We start from the raw sequence: 18,448 nt of genomic DNA on the forward strand, positions 1-18,448 counted from the left end.
AATTCCGCACTGGTTAAAAATACAATAAAAAAACTCCCGCCCCATCTCGTAGGGACGAGAGTTTAACTTCCCGCGTTACCACCCTGATTGACTGCCAAGAGTCCGCTCGGCACGCATAACGGACGTGTACCGTGCGGCTCCTCGCCGCATGCTCATCGGGTGGATAGCATAAGGTCGTTACTGGCTCGCACCTGCCGCCAGTTCTCTGAAAACTCCCCGTAATGCACTGCCCTGTCATTGCATTTACCATATAACAAGCTACAATATATTATGCAATATAATATTATACATTATTCAATAATAATTGTAAAGTACTGGCAGCCGTATTGTGTGATTAAAGTTATATTAACATAAATCAAGTAATATGACTTTTTTTTACCATTTTCGAAAAAAGGAGTTCTCTGTTATAAAGCGAACTTACGTAATGAGGTGATACCATGACCCATGCCACTCATGAACAACTTGAGCAAGCACTCCTTGTCTGCGCTGCCTGCCCGCTCCGCCAGGACACCATTGGCCCGACATCATACAACGGCACGTCCGTAAGTCCGCTGGCCATTGTCGGCGAAGGCCCGGGCGGCGTCGAGGATGAATACGGTGTGCCGCTTGCGGGGGCCGTCCGGCCAGTTCTTGGATAAAGCGCTGGCCAGTGTCGGCGTTACCCGGGACAGGGTATATACTACCAATGTAGTACCTCACTCATCTACCAAAATCACTCAAACAAGGAGTGAATAACTGTGTTTTCTTCACATTCTGAGCTTGAAACAGCATTGCTACTATGTAACAAATGCAAATTATGCAAAGACAAAAACCACGGTCCAACATCGTTCAATGGCACGTCGGATAGTCCGCTTGCCATTGTTGGGGAAGGGCCGGGCGGAGTGGAGGATGAGTACGGTGTGCCGCTGGTGGGTCCTTCCGGACAGCTTCTTGATAAAGCGTTAGCCAGTGTCGGAATTACAAGAGATAAAATTTACACATCTAATACAATTAAATGCCGCCCATTAGGAAATCGAACCCCTACGATAGAAGAAGGTCAGTTCTGCGCAAATCACTGGCTTGACGAGGAACTTCGCTTTGTTCAGCCCAAAGTCATCATAGCTCTCGGCAGTGTCGCACTGAAGTACTTGTATGGACCGGAAAAACGCATTACCAAGGACCGCGGCCAGTGGTTCACCACCAAATACGACATCCCCGCTATTGCAACCTATCATCCCGCTTATCTTCTGCGACTAACAGGCAAAGAACTGGTAAAAGCCAAATGGGAAGTATATTATGATCTCAAGGCGGCAGTGGAAAAGTGCCAGGAACTTGCTCCCGGATATGATTTTAAATCTTCCGTTCCGCCAGACTTATTAAAACTATACGCCTCGCGGAGAATTGATCGACTAGGCAAAAGTATACGTAAATAAGAAAAACCGCTAGCGCGGTCTTTTGGTATTGAGCACATCAGAAATCCGGTACTCTACGTCGAGCAAATCTTCATAGTACTGGCGTCTCCTATACGGATAATATAACAACCAGTCAGATGCTATTTCATTATCTCTTTTAATTTCAGCCAGTGCATTCATCTTTACCCACCCCCATAATATAAAAGCCGATAGGGCAGACTAGCTGCCCTTTATTTATGCTCTGTTGCGCCGCCTAGACTCCTTCGCCATCCGGCGCTTGTCATTCTTCTTATCCCGCTCGGCCCTTTTCTTGGCTGCCCAATTAGCCAGCGGGCTAGCGGCTTTCAGATCAACAAAAGATTCATTCTTGCCGGCCAATTCGCGTTCGGCCTCCGTCTGCAGCTCCGGCGGGACAGGCTGATAGCCGGCGCGCATTGCCTCATACTGAGCTAATTTTATCAAGTGACCATTGTCAACGTTCATGCTACACCTCCTTAAATTCACCTAACACCTCACCATAAGCGTGCATAAAATATATAGGACCCACAAAAAAGTTATTGGAGGTATGAAAATGGAGCGCTGTAAACCGAGAAAGGACTATGACTGCATGCCAATGCATAAGTGTATGCCTTCATGCGAACCCATGCCTACATCCGGAAGAAGATGTATCGGAACCTATTCAATGAAGTACAGAGTTTACGAAAACTGTGAAGGTGAATACGAAACTTGCAGAATATGTGCCTGTTGTGGTTCCGAGTATGATGAAGAACAAGACGAATGTCCAATGTGTAGTGCACCATCAGAAATTGCATCAATGGATAATCCATCAATGGATGATGATCCGCCTCGATTCGGCCGTTTTGGTGGTGGATTTGGTGGTGGATTTGGTGGTAGATTCGGCGGCAGATTTGGTGGAGGGTTTTTCCCAAGGTTTGGGTTCTTCCCTTTCTTCTTTCCATTCCGGCGGTTTAGACGTTTTAGGCAATTTTGATTGACTTATCTCCCAAGCCCTCACCTCGGTGGGTGGCTTTTTTTTATTCTGGCACCTCAGCCCACTTTCTCGATTTCCACTTGCGCCCTCAGAATGCTTGAGTTGCAGAATATTTTACCGTCGGCGCGCCGGTAAATACCAAAGCCTTGGTGATCATGGCCGATTAGTACCAGGTCAACCGTTGTCTGAACGTCCTTGATGAGCGTAAACCGGTCAAATGGCGGCGCGTGGTCCAACAGCATGCCATGTGCTACATGGATATGATAGGCAGTGTCACTGTGCCGGTAGGCCGGGAATAGCCATACCCATCACGGTCCATTTGTCCGCTGAAAGAGGTAAACGTAATGGCCACACCATCAAAGATCACGAGATCACCAGGACTGTTAATCACCTTCGGTACCAGGAGTTGTAGCAGGTTCAGGCTAGTCCGTTCATACTTACAAACCTTCTCTCCGTATTTAACTCATTGATCCCGCAAATAATAATCAGCGGGAGGTGATACTGTGGCTAAAAATAACTCAAATGACTCTTTAGCGCAGAAACGTGCAAAAGAACAAAACCAGAACCTCAAAAATAAGGATATTAGCGGCGATAAGCATCTCACTGGTCCCAATCATCCGTCAACCTGAGGGCAGCATAGGCTGCTCTTTTTTTTGTTATTCTGCAGCCCCATTATTTGAGTCGGTTTCCTGTATATGCGCAAGAAAACCTTACCCTTGCTCAACCAATACTAATAATTTTATGTTAACTACCTTTGCTGAGAGCCTGTAGGTCCTTCACCGGTATCGAAAATCTGCGAAACACTTGACTCGAAATGGTCAAACAGTTTTTACTTTCTTAAGTTCTTCTGCACACAAATTCGTTGTGATGATAATCGGTTTCATCCGGTTATACCGCTCACTTTATGGCATCCACCTTCGACAATACCCATTCCTGATGATATTCAGCCCCTAAATCATACAAGGAGTCGGTACACCATCAATGAAATAATCTGTACTGTGACCAGTAAACTCAGCCGTAACGCTGCCACGTTTTTGGGTCCATTTTTCGGTGTAAACTTTACGGAGAGTAACCGTTTTTGGTCCAGTTGCAATGTTCCCTCAACTTCATGCTCAAGGCCGCTGATCGCCTTGCCGGTTTCATCCGAATTTTTGATGCTGAAGTCTTTTTTATTTTGGCTATCCTTTTCGAATAGGAGCCAAAACCACGCATCTGCTAGACTTGTTTTCCCAGTTTCGTTGTCACCGTATACGCTGACGTTGCCGCCCGTCGTATCAAGAGTAAAATCCTTTATTCAATAGGCGCATCGTTTCGCCTCTTCAGCAAGGTTTCGTCATGTAGTCTATTTCACGCTCGCGAATATCAATTTTTAAATCCTTGCCACGCTTTTGTTGCATAGCTTTTATAAAGTCCTTAGCAGCATTCTCTTTGGCTAAACACTTCACAGTTGATAAAACCGCCTAACTCCCAAACTACAATATAGACCATTCTTTCACCCCCTTTAATGTTTGTTCAGATCCTCACGCCGCCGGGTCCGGTTTCGCCGGGTTCGGGCAGCAAGGGATACTATCTTGATACATTTCGTGTCCAAGTGTGCCAAAAAAAAGCTCATCAACTGTTTTATTGTAGTAATCCGCAATGCGCTTCATTAAATCAGGCCGCGGAATGCGTTTCCTTCTTTCAATCATGCCAAATCCCTGAGTAGTTATTCCCAGTTCTTTCGCAACCTCAGCACGAGATCGCTTGCCACGCAGCTCGATTAAGATAGTGTTTCTCATATAACCACCTCCTTTAGCACATATTGTTTCTACACTTTTTATTATAATGACACATTTTGTTTCTGTTAATAACTTTTTTGAGACATTTTGTGTCTTCTATTGTATAGAAACAATATGTTTCATATAATTTGAATTAAAGGTGGTGTCTTATGGATAAACCGTTGTATGCAGTTCGTCTTGCTGAACTAAGAAATGGTAAAGGTTTTACACAACAGCAGGTTGCCGATATGACCGGTCTTTCACGCGCCAGACTTAATAATTATGAGCAAGGTGTGCGTGAACCTGATTTAGATACAGTAACAAAACTGGCCGACTTCTTGGGCGTTTCGGTGGACTACCTTCTTGGCCGGGACAAGCCAGCTCCCACCGCCCCCAGCGAAGACTTAGAACTAATAGAACTTGCCCGCAAACTAAAAAGCCTTCCGGAAAAAGACCGGAAAGTTGTTGAAACCATTATCAAGCTAAACGAACTGGCCGACGAGCAGGCCCCCGCGGGGAAGTAATGGAGTTCTGCCAAAGTGGATAAGAAAGAGAAGATGAAAGGACTGATTAGCTTGAGCGAAGAACGGTTTGACCGGATTGAAAAAATGATGGAACACAACCAGAACCAAATGAATCAAATGCAAGCAATGATGGAACAACTTATTAAGATGGTTGGCAGTAATAACGCTGCCATCGAGGAACTACGCCAGGATGTTAATGAAATCAAATCAACTATGGCTACTAAAGATGATATTAATGTTCTTAGCGATGCTGACCAAGCCCTACTTGAATTAGTTGAAAAGACTTACCGTGAAACCGAAAAAATAGAATCAAAACTTGACCATCACGCCAACATGCTTGATGTGCTGGCAACTCGCACAACACACCAAGAAGCAGAAATTAAGGGGTTGAAGGTTGCAAAATAAACCAAACAATTACCGAACATATGTTTGTAGTCATTATACCTCCAATACCTTTTAAAATCAAACGCAATTTTCGACAAATAAATAAAAAGCACCACTATAAAAGCGGTGCAGTCATGTAATATTAGTAAGCATAGTATCACTCCTAAATTGAATATTGTTAGGATTGACCTATTTCAAGATGATTATAACATAAGAGGGCGCAAATTCATCGCTAAATCAGACGCAAAAACATACCAAAAAGCGTTTAAGCGAACCAGTCCTTTTTCTCATTTTTTACGTTGCGCAAATTGCAGGGCAAAGATGTTTTTTTTGAACAAATTGAATAAATATGGCGAACGGAAGTACAGTTATGCGAAATGGTACTACCAATGTAATTAAATGTCGCCCCAAAAACAACCGTACCCCCACTGTCGAAGAAGGCCAATTTTGTGCCACGAATTGGCTTGACCAAAAACTCGCCTTTTGTCCGTCCTCAGGTAATCATCGCACTGGGCAGCGTGGCTTTAAAATATCTGTTATCGCCTAATGCCCGTATCACTAAAGACCGCGGGCAGTGGTTCACCACCAAATACGGCATCCCGGCCATTGCCACATACCATCCCGGCCTATCTCCTCCGGCTTACCGGCAAAGATCTGGTGAAAGCCAATTGGGAAGTATATTATGACCTCAAAGCGGCTGTGAAAAAATGCCGGGAACTGGTGCCCGACTATAATTTAAAATGACCTGAACCGCCTGATTTACTGGCCCTCTACAGCCAGCGGCGCGAACAGCGGAAAATGAAAAAATCACTTAAATAATGAAAACCCGGCAGGCCGTAATAAGCAGTCTGCCGGGTTTTTCTTATTTATCAATATAGGTTATGGCGCTGAGCATGGCAACAAGCCCTTCGCCGGTAGCTTTGGCAATTTGCCACGGTTTACCGGTGCAATCGCCGGCAGCAAATACTCCAGGAATATTTGTAGACATATCGCGGTTAACTTTAATCACTTCTCCATCCAGTTCAAGGCCTGGCAGCAAGTTTTCGACAGGATCGGACTGCCGCATAATGAATACCCCGTGCACTTTAAGCTCTTCCTGGTCGGTCACCAGCTTTTCAACCTGACCGTCACCGGCAATCGCCTTCGGTTTGGCAAAGATAACCTTGATCGGGGCCCGGAAATTACTAAAATCGCCTTTATACTGCGGCAAATAGTATACATTGCGGCAGAGTTCGCCCAAAAACGCCGTTTCGTGCTCGCCCTCCTGGGTATAGGAAATTACCGCCACATCCCGCCCTTCAAACATGCGTCCGTCACAGGTAGCGCAATAACTAACCCCCCGCCCGAGGAATTCCCGCTCGCCGGCAAACAGCAGTGTGCTCACTACACCGGTTGCCAGGACGATGGCCCGGACTTCGTAGGTGTTGGCCGGAGTAAGTAACGTAAACATCTTATCTCCGGGAAAAATATTAAGTACCTTTTCTTTAATAAGTTTGGGTCTGTGAGCCAGCGCGTGTCCGGCAAAATGCTGCATAAGGCCTTTCCCGGTAACTTCCGGCAGCCCCAGGTAGTTATCTACCAGGTGAGCCTTTTGCAGCTTTTGGCTAAAGTCGAGGTGTTCAAATAAGGCAATACTTTTGTTGCGGATGCGCCCTGTCAAGGTTGCTGACAGCCCGGCCGGGCCACCGCCGATAACAGCAATGTCAAACTTAGTGTCGTCGGCCACATTCATTCCTCCTTGTAGTTCTACCCAAGGTCTTTGGCCACTTGTTTCAAGCGCTCGCGAATGGGCAGGTTGTAGGGGCAGCGCGCCTCACATTCGCCACATTCAATGCACTCTGATGCTTTGACTTTAAGACCTTTATACCGCTCAGGAATTGCGGTCTTCATATCATATCTTGTATATTGCAGGTGGAAAATAAACATCTGTGGAATATCAATGCCAACCGCGCACGGTACACAGTAGCCGCAGCGCCGGCAGAAGTTAGGACCAAGTTCGGCGGCTTCGGCACTCAGCTTGGCTCTTTCCTCCGCACTCAGCGGTTTAAAGTCTTTGGTCGGCGCCAGATTTTGTTCAATATGTTCAAGCCGGTCCATGCCGGGAATAGCAACCAGACCGTCCTGCTCAAGAATAAAGCGCAGGGCCAGATCGACATTGGAAATAAGTCCGCCCCCCAGCGGTTTCATGACAATAATACCGACATCCAGAGATTTAGCGAGCGGAAACAGTTCTTTCATGGCCCCCTGCTCAACACAGTTGAACGGTACTTGCACAGTGCTAAATTCGCCGGTCTTAACCGCTTTTACCAAGAGGTCAATGTTGTGCCCGGTTATGCCGATATGCCGGATTTTGCCGGCAGCCCGGGCTTCTTTGAGCGCCTCAAGCGCGCCGCCCGGGGCCATAACCGCGGCCCAATCTTGTTCGACTTTGACATTGTGGATCTGATACAAATCTATATATTCCGTCTTCATGGTCGCCAGGCTGATATCAATGTCTTTCGCCATGGCTTCTTTGGTTCTGGCCATGCTTTTGGTCGCCAGATAGTATTCACTCCGGCGGTTGGCAATATGTCTGCCGATCTTTTCTTCACTGTCGGTATAGGCCCGGGCAGTATCAATAAAGTTGATGCCAGCATCCAGTGCCGCCTTCAGCACCTCACCGGCTTCTTCCATAGTACAGCGCTGCATGGGCAGGGCCCCAAAACTAATTGGTGTTACCATAAGTTCAGTACGTCCTAAACGTCTTTTTTCCATAAGCAATCCCTCCTTATAAGAAAAGACTTGGCTTGTGCCAAGTCCTTCAGGACGCCGGCAGAAGCCTTAGTCGTTCTTACTTATTATCAGAAAGTGGTTATACTTTCTGATAATGTAAACAGAAGCCCGCTTATGCGGGCCTTTATAAAAATTACTGAATTTGTGTTCCGCCCGGTGTATTGTCAAGCGCCTTAAGGCGCTCATTGGCATGCCTGGCCTCGGTTGATTCCGGATTGGCCCTGGATATAAACTCATTATACGCGGCAATCGCCTCATCATTACGGTGTTGCATTTCGCAACACAGAGCCTTGTTATAATAGGCAAGAGTGTTGTCAGGGTTAAGCGTGGTCGAACGGTCAAAATCAGCAATGGCTGCAGGATAATCCTTGTTAGCTACTTCGGCTACACCCCGGAAAAAATACGGCCGGGAATCGCGCGGGTCAAGCTCAATAGCCCGGGTGAAATCGGCAATAGCCTCATCGAGTTTGCCTTGGCCAAGATAAATAGAGGCGCGAATGGCAACCGCAGTAATGTTGTCCGGTTCAAGTTCAATAATTTTATTGTAATCACGCAAAGCTTCCTCATTCATGCCCAGTTCATAGTAGGCTTGGCCCCGCTTAATAAGTACCCCCGTTTCTTCCGGGTATTGTTCCAGTACTTTGTTGTAGTCGGCAATAGCTACTGAAAATAAGTTCCGGGCAGCAAATGCGTCGCCCCGGTTAACATAGGAACCCATGTCTTCAGGCTCCAGCTCGATGGCTTTGGTAAAATCATCAATGGCATGCTCGTACATGTTTTTATTAAGGTACATCACACCGCGATTGGCATAGTTAAGCCAATTGGCAGGGTCATACAGCATGGCCTTAGAATAATCCACGACGGCGTTGGCTGTATCGTCCGTCATGGCGTAAGCACTGCCGCGGTAAGTATAATACGCGGCCTTTTTCGGGTTTAGGTCAATAGCTTTGTTATAATCAGCCAGCGCCTGGTCAAAGTTGCCGGCAACTGCAGCTACTACACCGCGCCAGAAATAGCCATCGCTATTTTCGGGAGTTTCATGTAAGACTTTATTGCACTCCGCCAAAATTTCGGTCGTTTTCCCCTGGTCGTAAAGAGCCTGCATACGCTCGCTAAACTGGTTTTTCTCCGAGCCGCCGCAGCCTGAGCACCCGCAATCACAGGACGATCCGCATGTCGTTTCATTGCAACCGGTATCTTTATGCATATTAACAACTCCTTCCTGAACATGATGAAATTTAAACGATTAAATATTTACTATGTATATATAATGTTTCGCGGTTTGTACCCCAATACCTGCTAGAATTACCAGTATTGTGACGAATATTAAAAAACCGCGTAAACACCGTAAAGTCTCTTTTTTGTAGAAGCGTAATTAACAGGAAAAGGAACTGTATCCAAAAAATAATACAGTCCCTTTTTTATCCGGTGATCTGATATAGTATCCAATAAAGATTTACAGGCGTGTTGTTAGTATAGGCGTAAGTCAAGCGCCAGCGATGGAGCGTTACTAACAACACGCCTAGAAAAAAATCTTTATTGGATTTCATATACCCGTTATCCTGCATTAAAGTTAACAAGTTTGGCGCCGAGTATCCCGTCAACCGCCTTAATTTTAAGCATAACCGGGGTGGGAATGTCAGACTCAATGCTCATAACCATAATATTGGTACCGGCAGTTTCGGTGCGTCCCACCTGCATACCGGCAATATTCACGTTTGCTTCGCCTAAGATAGTGCCGACCTTGCCAACCATCCCCGGCTTGTTGATATGTGGCCCGATTAGCAGCCATCCTTCAGCCGCCACATCTACCCGGTAGCCGTCGATGAGTACAATCCGCCCTTCCTGGCCAAACAACGTTCCGGCAACCCTGTGTTCCCCTTTATCAGTGCGTACCCTCACCGTAATGAGGTTGGCAAAATCTACGGCTTCCTTGCTTCTGATCTCTTTAACCTTAATGCCGCGTGCCTTGGCCACGCCCGGAGCATTGACATAGTTAATGCTTTCTTGCAGTATGGGATTAAGCAGGCCTTTAACCAGGGCAGTTGTCAACATTTTAGTGTCAACTTGACTGATTTCGCCATTATACTCAATATCCACCGCATTTATACGGCCGTCAGCCAGATGAACAGCCAGGCAGCCCATTTTTTCAGCCAAATCAAGATACGGCTTGATGACCTTTAATACATGCGCCGGTATGGGCGCCATGTTTACGGCAGTGGTTACAGGCTCACCGCGCAGCGCCGCAATAATCCCGTGAGCCACATCAACCGCAACACCAACTTGAGCTTCAGCCGTCGAAGCACCCAGATGCGGTGTAACTACAACCTTATCCAGTTTTAAAAGCGGATTATCGGGATTTACCGGTTCTTTTTCGAAAACATCGATAGCCGCTCCGGCTACTATGCCAGCCTCGACAGCTTCAGCCAAATCCAATTCATTAACAACGCCGCCCCGCGCGCAGTTGATAATACGCACCCCCGGCTTAACTTTGGCAAAGGCCTCTTTATTTAGGAGGTTTTTAGTTTCAGGTGTCAGCGGCAGATGCAGTGTAATAAAATCAGCTTTAGCAAGAATGTCATCAATCTCAGCCAATTCTATGTCCAATGCTTTAGCATGGTCGGCGCTAATGAACGGGTCATAGGCCAATACTTCCATCTCCATAGCTAGTGCCCGTTTAGCCACCCCGGTACCAATCCGGCCTAAGCCGAAAATACCCAGTGTTTTGCCACGCATTTCGACACCCATAAATTTACTGCGTTCCCACTTACCCTCTTTCATTGATTGATGCGCTTGAGGAACATTTCTCGCCAGCGCCAGCATCATGGCCACAGTGTGTTCAGTGGCCGCAATTGTATTGCCTTCAGGCGCGTTAAGGACTATGATACCTTTCTGCGTGGCAGCCTCGACATCAATATTGTCAACACCGACCCCGGCCCGGCCAATGGCCTTTAGCTTATCGGCAGCAGCCAGTACGGCTTTGGTTACTTTGGTCTCGCTTCTTACTACCAACGCGTCATATTCCGGAATAATCTTAATAAGTTCTTCCGGCGGCAGCTTAAGTTTTACATCTACCGCAAATTCTTTCTGTAAAATCTCAACACCGGCTGCCGATACCGGATCACTTACTAATATTTTCATATGTCCACACCTCCATTATTAGTGGTAATTGCAGCTATACTGCTCACCCATTTACCCGTTTTCTTTCCGAAAGGACACCATCAGATCCCGCAACGCAGCGCAGGATTCATAAGGTACGGCATTATAGATGGAAGCCCGGCAACCACCCACGGAGCGATGCCCGTTCAGACCAACAAAGCCGGATTTTTTGGCGGTGTCAAGAAATTTCTTCTCAAGTTCTTCATTAGCAAGGCGGAAAGTAACATTCATCAGTGACCGTGCATCCGGCTGAGCGTGGCCCACATAGAAACCATTGCTGGCATCAATGGTTTCATAAATAAGCGCTGCCTTCTCCTGATTGCGCTTGTATATTGCCGCTACCCCTCCTTGTTCTTTGACCCATTCCAGCATGAGTTTTACCATATAAATGCTGAAGGTAGGCGGCGTATTGTACAACGAGTTATCTTTGGCATAGGTTCCGTACTTAAGCATCGTGGGCACTTTTTTATTGGCTTGGTCCAGGAGATCATGCCTGATGATGACCACAGTCACACCGGCGGGACCGAGATTTTTTTGCGCACCGGCATAAATCAGGCCGAACTTACTCACATCAAAAGGCCGCGACAAGATGTCACTGGACATATCGGCAATCATGGGCACGTCACCGGTATCGGGAAAATCCTGCCACTGAGTGCCAAAGATGGTATTGTTGGAGGTAATATGAAGATATGCGGCGTCGCTACCGTATTTCAGTTCCTCAGTAGCCGGAATGCGACGGTAGTTGCCTTCTTTGGCACTGGCGGCAACAAACACCTCGCCCAGTTTCTCAGCCTCGGCATACGCCTTTTCCGACCAAGAGCCGGTCATAACATACCCGGCTTTCTTTCCTGCCGGCAAAAAGTTCAGGGGTACCATGGCAAACTGGAGGCTGGCTCCCCCTTGCAGAAACAGCACATCATAATTCTCAGGTATAGCCAGCAGCTCTTTTAAAAGCCCGATTGCCCGATTATGCACTGCCTCATAATCTTTACTGCGGTGACTGAGTTCCATGACCGACATACCTGTACCGTTAAAATCTAATAGTTCCTCCTGTGCTTTTTGGAGAGCCGCCAGAGGCAGGGCTGCCGGCCCGGCATTAAAATTGTGCGCTCTTTTGAAAGACTTTGTCATAAAATCACCTCATCAATAAAATAAAAATCCCGCCCCACAAAATGTTGGGGCGAGATAGGTATCCCGCGGTGCCACCCAGTTTTAAACTAAAAGAAAACATAAGTCCCCGCGTACAAAATAAAAAACCCTCATCCCATAACAGGGACGAGAGCTATTTCCCGCGGTGCCACCCATGTTGCCTTTCAGCCAACTTTTGCCGCTATACCGGGCGGACCCGTCAGATTCATCATCAGCCACTCCCAGGCGGAATCAACTGTTACGCACACCGGCTCGCACCAACCGCCGGTTCTCTGAAGATTGTAATAGTTAACTTCCTGTTCATCATGCTCAGCTATTTTACTCATTTTTGATTATATATTATCCGTCAAAGGTAGTCAAGTGTATTTTTCATAAAAACTTTTAATAATTTTTCTTGTTTTTTTCAGATATACGGCAGGCACGCGCGTCAAGTGCAGCCATAAGTGCTTCACGAGTATTGGTTAGCCGCCCGGCCTGAATTCTCTCGAGCAAGTTTTGCTGAAACCGGCCAACTTCCGGCCCGCCTCCGAATTTCGCAGCAATTTCCCGGCCGCTAATGGCCATTTGAGCCGGAAAAAACGGCACATCCCGCATGATCGCCCCGGTCATTTCCCAGACCGCAGTTAACTCGTCAATATCAGGTTGAGTGTGGCCGGCCAGCCGGTCGACCTTATGCAATGTAATTAATTGATGCATTGCCGCGCCAAACTCATCGCTGTTCTTAAAATTGCCAGCCAACCGTTTGAGCCACTTTAACACGACTTTAAACTCTACTTTGGGAAAATACAAATGATGTCTAATCAGCCACACGACCCGGTCGGCTACCCGGCGCTCTGTCTTTAGCCTTCCCATTATGGCGGCAGCCAGCTCAGCCCCTATCTTTTCATGACCCGGGTCTGACGGCTGGCCTTCTTTATTAACAGTGCGCACCCCCGGCCAGCCTTTAGCCACGTCATGCAGTAACGCCGCCCACCGTAGCACAATATCCGCAGGAGCAAGGTCAACAGCCGCCATGGTGTGCCGCCAGGCATCGTGCAGGTGATGACGCGGGTTTTGCGGCAAACCGTCAAGATGGACCAGTTCAGGCAGAATGGGCACAGGCTGAGTCAGCCCCCGTTCCCGGGTTTGACAGTTTGCGGCCAGCAAGCCGGTGTTTATCATGATATCAAGTCCCTGTGACGCAAACTTGGCAAGCAGCGTTTTTTCAATTTCGTCCCTCACCCGTTCAACCGACAGACCATTAACCCGCTCTAAACTGGCAGTTATGGCCGCCATCGTATCACTTTCTACAGTATAGCCAAACCGGGCGGCAAACCGCGCGGCCCGGAACATCCTAAGTCCGTCCTCGGCAAACCGTTCCCGCGGGTTGCCTACCGTGCGAATAACCTTAGCCGTTAAGTCCGTTTGCCCCCCGAATAAGTCAACAACATGACCATCGGGTCCTAGAGCCATAGCGTTAATGGTAAAATCACGCCTGGCCAAGTCGTCAGCCAGGCTAACTCCCAATTGGACACTTTCCGGACGGTGGCTGTCAGTACCATAACGCTCAGTGCGAAAGGTTGCCACCTCATATTTCCGGCCGTTGGCCACTACGGCAACAACGCCAAACGCTGCGCCCACAGGAAGCGCTTTCCACCCTTGGCGCTCGGCAATAGCGATTATTTCAGCCGGAACGGCACCGGTTGCAATATCAATGTCGGCCGGCTTGGCGCCGCGTAATAGGTCACGCACTGCACCACCCACAATATATGCCTGATGTCCGGCGGCGCCAAGCGCCGCTATAATTTCTCCGGCAGTTTCCATCTGCAGACTCCTTTGCCCGCCCCGATAATATCCGGTAGTTCCCGTAAAAAATACTTTACCCGCTAACGCGGCGTCCGGTTAACTCGACAAAAACATCTTCTAAGTTAGTGTGCCGTAAGGTAGCATTGAATGCCAATGTTCCGGCAAACGCCGCCGCCTCCGTACGGCCAGTAAAAAACCGGTACTGGGTACCTTCACTTTCCGTCCATTCTACCACATAATTCCCTAGTCGTTCACACAGTGCCGCCGGGCTGTTAAGTGCGATAAGCCGCCCTTTCTCCATAATAGCCACCCGTTTGCAAAGACTCTGCGCTTCTTCAATATAGTGAGTGGTTAATAGCACCGTCAGGCCGGCGGCGTTCAGTTTGCGGATTAGATCCCATAACCGCCGCCGCACCTGAGGGTCAAGCCCTACTGTCGGCTCGTCCAAAAACAACACCTGCGGCCGGTGTAGAAGAGCCCGCGCTATCATCAGCCGCCGTTTCATGCCGCCTGAAAAAGTGTTAACCATATCATTGCCCCGGTCTTTAAGCTCGACATATTCCAAGAGTTCTTCAATTCGTTCTGTCCGCTCCCTGCGGGGAATATGATGAAGCCGCCCGTGAAGGTCCAAGTTCTCCCTAGCGGTCAAATCAATATCAAGATTAAAATGTTGGGGCACAACGCCGATAACTGACTTAACCGCCAGTTCATCTTGCGGCAATCGCCAGCCATTAATAACAATATTACCAGCCGTAGGCCGGGTAAGCATGGTCAGAATCCTTATGGTGGTAGTTTTCCCGGCGCCATTGGGACCAAGCAATCCAAATGTTTCTCCTTGTTCAATTGTCAAATTCAAATTTTCCACAGCGACCCGCTCACCGAATTTTTTTACCAAACCCTCAATATAAATCATTTATAACCTCGCAAATATGTAATTCATAGTTTTTTCAACAATAGTCAGGCAAAGTCCTGCCTTGTCTTTGACTCACATATAGGTCAAAGGTCCTATATGTAGATTCCTATTCAATAATTCTGTTTTATGCTATGATAAAATGTGTAATTATTTCCTGAGGAGGGAACTCCGGGCGTGACCGAAACCGAGACCAAATTATATAATGAATTGCAACAGGTTTTAAACTCCGTAGCTGACGGCATGTGCGTTATCGCCTGTGATTTCACTGTGCTCAAAGTCAACGATGCGTTTGCCGCTATGGCCGGTGTTTCACCTGACCAGGCTGTAGGCAAAAAATGTTATGACTTGCTTACTACCGACATTTGCTACACCCCAGCCTGTCCGTTGCAACGCATTAGTCATTCCGGCCAACGTGTTGACTGCGACATTATCCTGAAAAACTCTGCTAAATCCGAACAATACTGCATTTTAACAGCCATGCCACTCATTAATCAATCCGGCGAACTATCAGGAATTGTCGAAAATTTTAAAGATATTACCGTGCGCCGGCAGCTCGAACAACAGCTCATCACCATGAATCAGACGCTGGAAAAAATGGTAGCCAAACGCACCCAGGAATTAAAAGAACGTGAACAGCAGCTCATCAACCTCCTGTACACCGATAATTTGACCGGCTTACCCAATCGGTTGCGGCTACTGCGGGATATTGCCAAAGCCAAGGTTCCGGTAATCGCCCTTATCAATATTGACGGTTTTGAACAAATAAACAACTTCTACGGTTATGCCGAAGGTGATTTCATTCTTGTCAGTTTGGCCCGGCTTCTTTCTGATATTTTGCCGAACCCGGCATATCGGCTATATAAAATGCACGCCGATGAATACGCCATTTTTCTGGACGCCCAGAACACCGCCAACTTGCCCAAGACTTTGGATGATTTTGATCGTCTGGCAAAATCCATTGCCACTACAGTGTCATCCACCAGCTTTTCTAACAACCAGCAGGATGTCTTCTTGCGGGTAACAAGCGGATTAGCGTTTGCAACAAGTGCCCCTCCGGAAAAGCTGGTTATTAAAGCCGACATTGCCATGCGTGAGGCCCGCGCGCAACGCAAACCCTATCTGTTTTTCCAAGAAGCCGCAGGCATTGACGCCCGCTATCAGGATAATATCAAATGGGCTAGACTCTTGCAGGACGCGATCAAATATGACCGTATCGTTCCTCATTTTCAACCAATATACAACCATGTTCAGCCAAACAATCGCCACTACGAAGTGCTGGCCCGGCTCGTCGATAATAACGGCAACATCATTGCTCCGCACCAGTTTCTCAATATTGCCAAAACAACCCGGCAGTATCCGGCCATTACCAAAGCCATTATAGAAAAATCTTTTGCGTTGTTCAAAAACTTTCCCGGCGAACTTTCGATCAACCTTGATGTTGAAGATATGGAAAACAGTCAAACCACTACCATGATTCAAGAGGCGCTGGCTAACTACAATATGTGTGGCAGAGTAACATTTGAAGTACTGGAAAACCATCGCCTTGAAAGTCATACCGCTGCTGTGGATTTTTTAAAAAGTTTAAAGGACAGCGGCTGCAAACTGGCGGTCGATGATTTTGGCTCTGGGTACTCCAACTTTGCCTATGTCCTCTCACTTGATTTTGACTATTTAAAAATTGATGCCTCGCTCATAAAAAATATTGACCACGATACCCACTCGCAAGCCATCGTCAAAAGCATTGTAAACTTTGCCCAAGACATGGGTATCCAAACAATAGCTGAATTTGTCCACTCCAAATCGGTATTTAACGCCGTCAAAAAATACAACATTGACTTTTCCCAAGGCTACTACATTGCCAAACCAAGCCCCTGGCCGATTACTAATGATTAAAGAGAAACAGGAAAAGCCGAAGCTTGTATCAAGTATTTTTTGTGTAGTAAAAGTCTTAGAAAACCCATATTCTATTTAGGTTGTAGGTTCGATTCCTACGTAGGTCACCAGTGAAATCAAGGCTTCCGTTTTTTACCCGGAGGCTTTTTTTATTTTTGTACAGCAACCGTTTCGTTATTTCAGTCTCCATTAACCGGAGCTTTTGGCTGTAACGGATATGGTGCTTGTTGAAGGCGACACATAAGGAACATGATTTCAGTCTCCATTAACCGGAGCTTTTGGCTGTAACACTATTAAATGAGTTTAAACGTGGTTATAAAATTATGACATTTCAGTCTCCATTAACCGGAGCTTTTGGCTGTAACGCAATAAAACAGGATATTCGCTTGAATTATTATCTGCATTTCAGTCTCCATTAACCGGAGCTTTTGGCTGTAACTGAAAAATTCGGTATCCCCGAAGAAGATAAAATTATTCCTATTTCAGTCTCCATTAACCGGAGCTTTTGGCTGTAACTGAAAGAGTACGGCGGGAAAGGAAGGCTAGTCATAACATTTCAGTCTCCATTAACCGGAGCTTTTGGCTGTAACGTTTCCCCGTATTAGTAGCTGCTGAATAATGTCCTGTATATTTCAGTCTCCATTAACCGGAGCTTTTGGCTGTAACAATCTCCTGTTGTTTTACCACTCCAGATTTTACCTAATTTCAGTCTCCATTAACCGGAGCTTTTGGCTGTAACTTTGTTCTTGGGGAATGTTCTGACATTGGTTCTGTTATTTCAGTCTCCATTAACCGGAGCTTTTGGCTGTAACTCGCCAAACTAAGTATATCCATGCTCACCATTTCTCAAGCATTTCAGTCTCCATTAACCGGAGCTTTTGGCTGTAACGTACCATAGATAATCGGTATGCGGTCTGTAGATGACACTATTTCAGTCTCCATTAACCGGAGCTTTTGGCTGTAACTTCTCCCTGCTGGAAGGTCATTGTATGGCGCAGGTGCTAAATTTCAGTCTCCATTAACCGGAGCTTTTGGCTGTAACCTAACAGAAGATGGTTGGGTTAGAGCAGATAGTTTATTAAAATTTCAGTCTCCATTAACCGGAGCTTTTGGCTGTAACCTTATGGCAGTGTTTCGTCCTGGTATTATTGCAGCAATTTCAGTCTCCATTAACCGGAGCTTTTGGCTGTAACCAAATTAGCTAATGTTGACTTAGATTTAGCTCATTTACCTAATTTCAGTCTCCATTAACCGGAGCTTTTGGCTGTAACTCTTTGCCCTGACAAGTAATGTATTGCAAGGCTTTAAATAAATATTTCAGTCTCCATTAACCGGAGCTTTTGGCTGTAACTTCAAGCAATTCGCTGGCAACTGCAACAACTGTTAAAAAAATTTCAGTCTCCATTAACCGGAGCTTTTGGCTGTAACGAGCAATTCGGTTGTTACACTAAAACTGAAGATGGCTGTTATTTCAGTCTCCATTAACCGGAGCTTTTGGCTGTAACTCCATCTCCTAACCAAACACCAAGCACATACGGGTCAATATTTCAGTCTCCATTAACCGGAGCTTTTGGCTGTAACTGTCTATATAATCCAACAACACAGGTATATCGGTTCTAGCTTATTTCAGTCTCCATTAACCGGAGCTTTTGGCTGTAACGCTAGAGGAAATATATGGGATAAGGCAAGGCCCTAAATCATTTCAGTCTCCATTAACCGGAGCTTTTGGC

At 46.7% G+C, this 18,448-nt stretch carries 23 protein-coding genes and 1 CRISPR repeat array (1 of these 24 running past the window's edge); of the genes, 8 read left to right on the forward strand and 15 right to left on the reverse strand.

All coding sequences use genetic code 11. The annotated features are described in order from the left end of the window. The first annotated feature begins 437 nt into the window (after positions 1-437). The gene (locus SCACP_RS19830) at positions 438-638 is read left to right on the forward strand and encodes a hypothetical protein (RefSeq protein WP_425059206.1); all 201 of its coding nucleotides are present in this window, start codon (positions 438-440) and stop codon (positions 636-638) included. 99 nt (positions 639-737) lie between these two features. Then, positions 738-1,412: a uracil-DNA glycosylase gene (locus SCACP_RS19835; protein ID WP_425059207.1), complete on the forward strand. Its 675-nt coding sequence runs from the start codon at positions 738-740 to the stop codon at positions 1,410-1,412. A 9-nt stretch (positions 1,413-1,421) separates the two neighbouring features. On the opposite strand, the gene SCACP_RS19840 is transcribed toward SCACP_RS19835, so the two are convergent. Together SCACP_RS19840 and SCACP_RS19845 are read right to left on the reverse strand one after the other, a co-directional pair. After that, the gene (locus tag SCACP_RS19840) at positions 1,422-1,571 is read right to left on the reverse strand and encodes a hypothetical protein (RefSeq protein ID WP_425059208.1); all 150 of its coding nucleotides are present in this window, start codon (positions 1,569-1,571) and stop codon (positions 1,422-1,424) included. 54 nt (positions 1,572-1,625) lie between these two features. Beyond that, positions 1,626-1,874: a hypothetical protein gene (locus tag SCACP_RS19845; protein WP_425059209.1), complete on the reverse strand. Its 249-nt coding sequence runs from the start codon at positions 1,872-1,874 to the stop codon at positions 1,626-1,628. 275 nt (positions 1,875-2,149) lie between these two features. On the opposite strand from SCACP_RS19845, the gene SCACP_RS19850 reads away from it, so the two are divergent. Further along, the gene (locus SCACP_RS19850) at positions 2,150-2,386 is read left to right on the forward strand and encodes a hypothetical protein (RefSeq protein WP_425059210.1); all 237 of its coding nucleotides are present in this window, start codon (positions 2,150-2,152) and stop codon (positions 2,384-2,386) included. Between the two features lie 52 nt (positions 2,387-2,438). Here SCACP_RS19850 and SCACP_RS19855 read toward each other — a convergent pair whose 3' ends face one another. Together SCACP_RS19855 and SCACP_RS19860 are read right to left on the reverse strand one after the other, a co-directional pair. Further along, positions 2,439-2,624 (reverse strand): hypothetical protein, encoded by a 186-nt coding sequence (locus SCACP_RS19855; RefSeq protein WP_425059211.1) that lies wholly within the window; start codon positions 2,622-2,624, stop codon positions 2,439-2,441. Positions 2,625-2,632: 8 nt separating this feature from the next. Next, positions 2,633-2,773, reverse strand: coding sequence for a hypothetical protein (locus SCACP_RS19860; protein ID WP_425059212.1), 141 nt, complete (start codon positions 2,771-2,773; stop codon positions 2,633-2,635). Positions 2,774-2,885: 112 nt separating this feature from the next. Here SCACP_RS19860 and SCACP_RS19865 point away from each other — a divergent pair, with 112 nt between their 5' ends. Next, complete coding sequence (locus tag SCACP_RS19865; RefSeq protein WP_425059213.1) at positions 2,886-3,011, forward strand: hypothetical protein; 126 nt, start codon at positions 2,886-2,888, stop codon at positions 3,009-3,011. 326 nt (positions 3,012-3,337) lie between these two features. On the opposite strand, the gene SCACP_RS19870 is transcribed toward SCACP_RS19865, so the two are convergent. The 3 genes from SCACP_RS19870 to SCACP_RS19880 form a co-directional block, all read right to left on the reverse strand. Next, positions 3,338-3,676, reverse strand: a complete 339-nt coding sequence (locus tag SCACP_RS19870) for an ATP-binding protein (protein ID WP_425061455.1) — start codon at positions 3,674-3,676, stop codon at positions 3,338-3,340. Between the two features lie 25 nt (positions 3,677-3,701). Next, positions 3,702-3,827: a hypothetical protein gene (locus SCACP_RS19875; protein WP_425059214.1), complete on the reverse strand. Its 126-nt coding sequence runs from the start codon at positions 3,825-3,827 to the stop codon at positions 3,702-3,704. Positions 3,828-3,902: 75 nt separating this feature from the next. Then, entirely contained in the window at positions 3,903-4,160 is a 258-nt protein-coding gene (locus tag SCACP_RS19880; RefSeq protein ID WP_425059215.1) for a helix-turn-helix transcriptional regulator, read from the reverse strand. 149 nt (positions 4,161-4,309) lie between these two features. Between SCACP_RS19880 and SCACP_RS19885 the strand changes: the two genes are divergently transcribed. From SCACP_RS19885 to SCACP_RS19895, 3 genes are all read left to right on the forward strand, one after another. After that, entirely contained in the window at positions 4,310-4,663 is a 354-nt protein-coding gene (locus SCACP_RS19885) for a helix-turn-helix domain-containing protein (protein WP_425059216.1), read from the forward strand. A gap of 15 nt (positions 4,664-4,678) precedes the next feature. Continuing rightward, on the forward strand, positions 4,679-5,068 hold the full coding sequence (locus SCACP_RS19890; protein WP_425059217.1) for a hypothetical protein: 390 nt from the start codon (positions 4,679-4,681) through the stop codon (positions 5,066-5,068). A 428-nt stretch (positions 5,069-5,496) separates the two neighbouring features. Further along, positions 5,497-5,733 (forward strand): hypothetical protein, encoded by a 237-nt coding sequence (locus SCACP_RS19895; protein ID WP_425059218.1) that lies wholly within the window; start codon positions 5,497-5,499, stop codon positions 5,731-5,733. A gap of 176 nt (positions 5,734-5,909) precedes the next feature. Here the strand turns inward: SCACP_RS19895 and SCACP_RS19900 are convergent, their stop codons facing one another. The 8 genes from SCACP_RS19900 to SCACP_RS19935 all read right to left on the reverse strand — a co-directional run bounded on the left by SCACP_RS19900 (position 5,910) and on the right by SCACP_RS19935 (position 14,825). Next, on the reverse strand, positions 5,910-6,773 hold the full coding sequence (locus SCACP_RS19900) for an NAD(P)/FAD-dependent oxidoreductase (protein WP_425059219.1): 864 nt from the start codon (positions 6,771-6,773) through the stop codon (positions 5,910-5,912). Positions 6,774-6,793: 20 nt separating this feature from the next. Then, positions 6,794-7,801, reverse strand: coding sequence for an aldo/keto reductase (locus SCACP_RS19905; protein ID WP_425059220.1), 1,008 nt, complete (start codon positions 7,799-7,801; stop codon positions 6,794-6,796). Positions 7,802-7,952: 151 nt separating this feature from the next. Further along, entirely contained in the window at positions 7,953-9,026 is a 1,074-nt protein-coding gene (locus tag SCACP_RS19910; protein WP_425059221.1) for a tetratricopeptide repeat protein, read from the reverse strand. A 350-nt stretch (positions 9,027-9,376) separates the two neighbouring features. Continuing rightward, positions 9,377-10,960, reverse strand: coding sequence for a phosphoglycerate dehydrogenase (gene serA, locus SCACP_RS19915; RefSeq protein ID WP_425059222.1), 1,584 nt, complete (start codon positions 10,958-10,960; stop codon positions 9,377-9,379). Between the two features lie 51 nt (positions 10,961-11,011). After that, on the reverse strand, positions 11,012-12,109 hold the full coding sequence (gene serC, locus SCACP_RS19920) for a 3-phosphoserine/phosphohydroxythreonine transaminase (protein ID WP_425059223.1): 1,098 nt from the start codon (positions 12,107-12,109) through the stop codon (positions 11,012-11,014). 182 nt (positions 12,110-12,291) lie between these two features. Further along, the gene (locus SCACP_RS19925; protein ID WP_425059224.1) at positions 12,292-12,453 is read right to left on the reverse strand and encodes a hypothetical protein; all 162 of its coding nucleotides are present in this window, start codon (positions 12,451-12,453) and stop codon (positions 12,292-12,294) included. 55 nt (positions 12,454-12,508) lie between these two features. Then, positions 12,509-13,930 carry a CCA tRNA nucleotidyltransferase gene (locus tag SCACP_RS19930; protein ID WP_425059225.1) on the reverse strand — a complete coding sequence of 474 codons (1,422 nt, stop codon included), beginning with the start codon at positions 13,928-13,930 and terminating at the stop codon, positions 12,509-12,511. A 55-nt stretch (positions 13,931-13,985) separates the two neighbouring features. After that, positions 13,986-14,825 carry an ABC transporter ATP-binding protein gene (locus tag SCACP_RS19935; RefSeq protein WP_425059226.1) on the reverse strand — a complete coding sequence of 280 codons (840 nt, stop codon included), beginning with the start codon at positions 14,823-14,825 and terminating at the stop codon, positions 13,986-13,988. A 174-nt stretch (positions 14,826-14,999) separates the two neighbouring features. On the opposite strand from SCACP_RS19935, the gene SCACP_RS19940 reads away from it, so the two are divergent. Further along, positions 15,000-16,718 carry an EAL domain-containing protein gene (locus SCACP_RS19940; protein ID WP_425059227.1) on the forward strand — a complete coding sequence of 573 codons (1,719 nt, stop codon included), beginning with the start codon at positions 15,000-15,002 and terminating at the stop codon, positions 16,716-16,718. 176 nt (positions 16,719-16,894) lie between these two features. Beyond that, positions 16,895-18,448: a CRISPR direct-repeat array (repeat unit 37 nt; unit sequence ATTTCAGTCTCCATTAACCGGAGCTTTTGGCTGTAAC) (it continues 1,142 nt past the right edge of the window).

This window comes from Sporomusaceae bacterium ACPt, from assembly GCA_041428575.1.
Taxonomy (GTDB): Bacteria; Bacillota; Negativicutes; order Sporomusales; family Sporomusaceae; genus Sporomusa_D; species Sporomusa_D carbonis.

Excerpts from the sequence above, each read along its gene's own strand:
- SCACP_RS19830 (WP_425059206.1), top strand. The coding sequence starts at position 438 with ATGACCCATGCCACTCATGAACAACTTGAGCAAGCACTCCTTGTCTGC.
- SCACP_RS19840 (WP_425059208.1), bottom strand. The coding sequence starts at position 1,571 with ATGAATGCACTGGCTGAAATTAAAAGAGATAATGAAATAGCATCTGAC.
- SCACP_RS19845 (WP_425059209.1), bottom strand. The coding sequence starts at position 1,874 with ATGAACGTTGACAATGGTCACTTGATAAAATTAGCTCAGTATGAGGCA.
- SCACP_RS19850 (WP_425059210.1), top strand. The coding sequence starts at position 2,150 with ATGATGAAGAACAAGACGAATGTCCAATGTGTAGTGCACCATCAGAAA.
- SCACP_RS19855 (WP_425059211.1), bottom strand. The coding sequence starts at position 2,624 with ATGCTGTTGGACCACGCGCCGCCATTTGACCGGTTTACGCTCATCAAG.
- SCACP_RS19880 (WP_425059215.1), bottom strand. The coding sequence starts at position 4,160 with ATGAGAAACACTATCTTAATCGAGCTGCGTGGCAAGCGATCTCGTGCT.
- SCACP_RS19885 (WP_425059216.1), top strand. The coding sequence starts at position 4,310 with ATGGATAAACCGTTGTATGCAGTTCGTCTTGCTGAACTAAGAAATGGT.
- SCACP_RS19905 (WP_425059220.1), bottom strand. The coding sequence starts at position 7,801 with ATGGAAAAAAGACGTTTAGGACGTACTGAACTTATGGTAACACCAATT.
- SCACP_RS19910 (WP_425059221.1), bottom strand. The coding sequence starts at position 9,026 with ATGCATAAAGATACCGGTTGCAATGAAACGACATGCGGATCGTCCTGT.
- serA (WP_425059222.1), bottom strand. The coding sequence starts at position 10,960 with ATGAAAATATTAGTAAGTGATCCGGTATCGGCAGCCGGTGTTGAGATT.
- serC (WP_425059223.1), bottom strand. The coding sequence starts at position 12,109 with ATGACAAAGTCTTTCAAAAGAGCGCACAATTTTAATGCCGGGCCGGCA.
- SCACP_RS19925 (WP_425059224.1), bottom strand. The coding sequence starts at position 12,453 with ATGAGTAAAATAGCTGAGCATGATGAACAGGAAGTTAACTATTACAAT.
- SCACP_RS19930 (WP_425059225.1), bottom strand. The coding sequence starts at position 13,930 with ATGGAAACTGCCGGAGAAATTATAGCGGCGCTTGGCGCCGCCGGACAT.
- SCACP_RS19935 (WP_425059226.1), bottom strand. The coding sequence starts at position 14,825 with ATGATTTATATTGAGGGTTTGGTAAAAAAATTCGGTGAGCGGGTCGCT.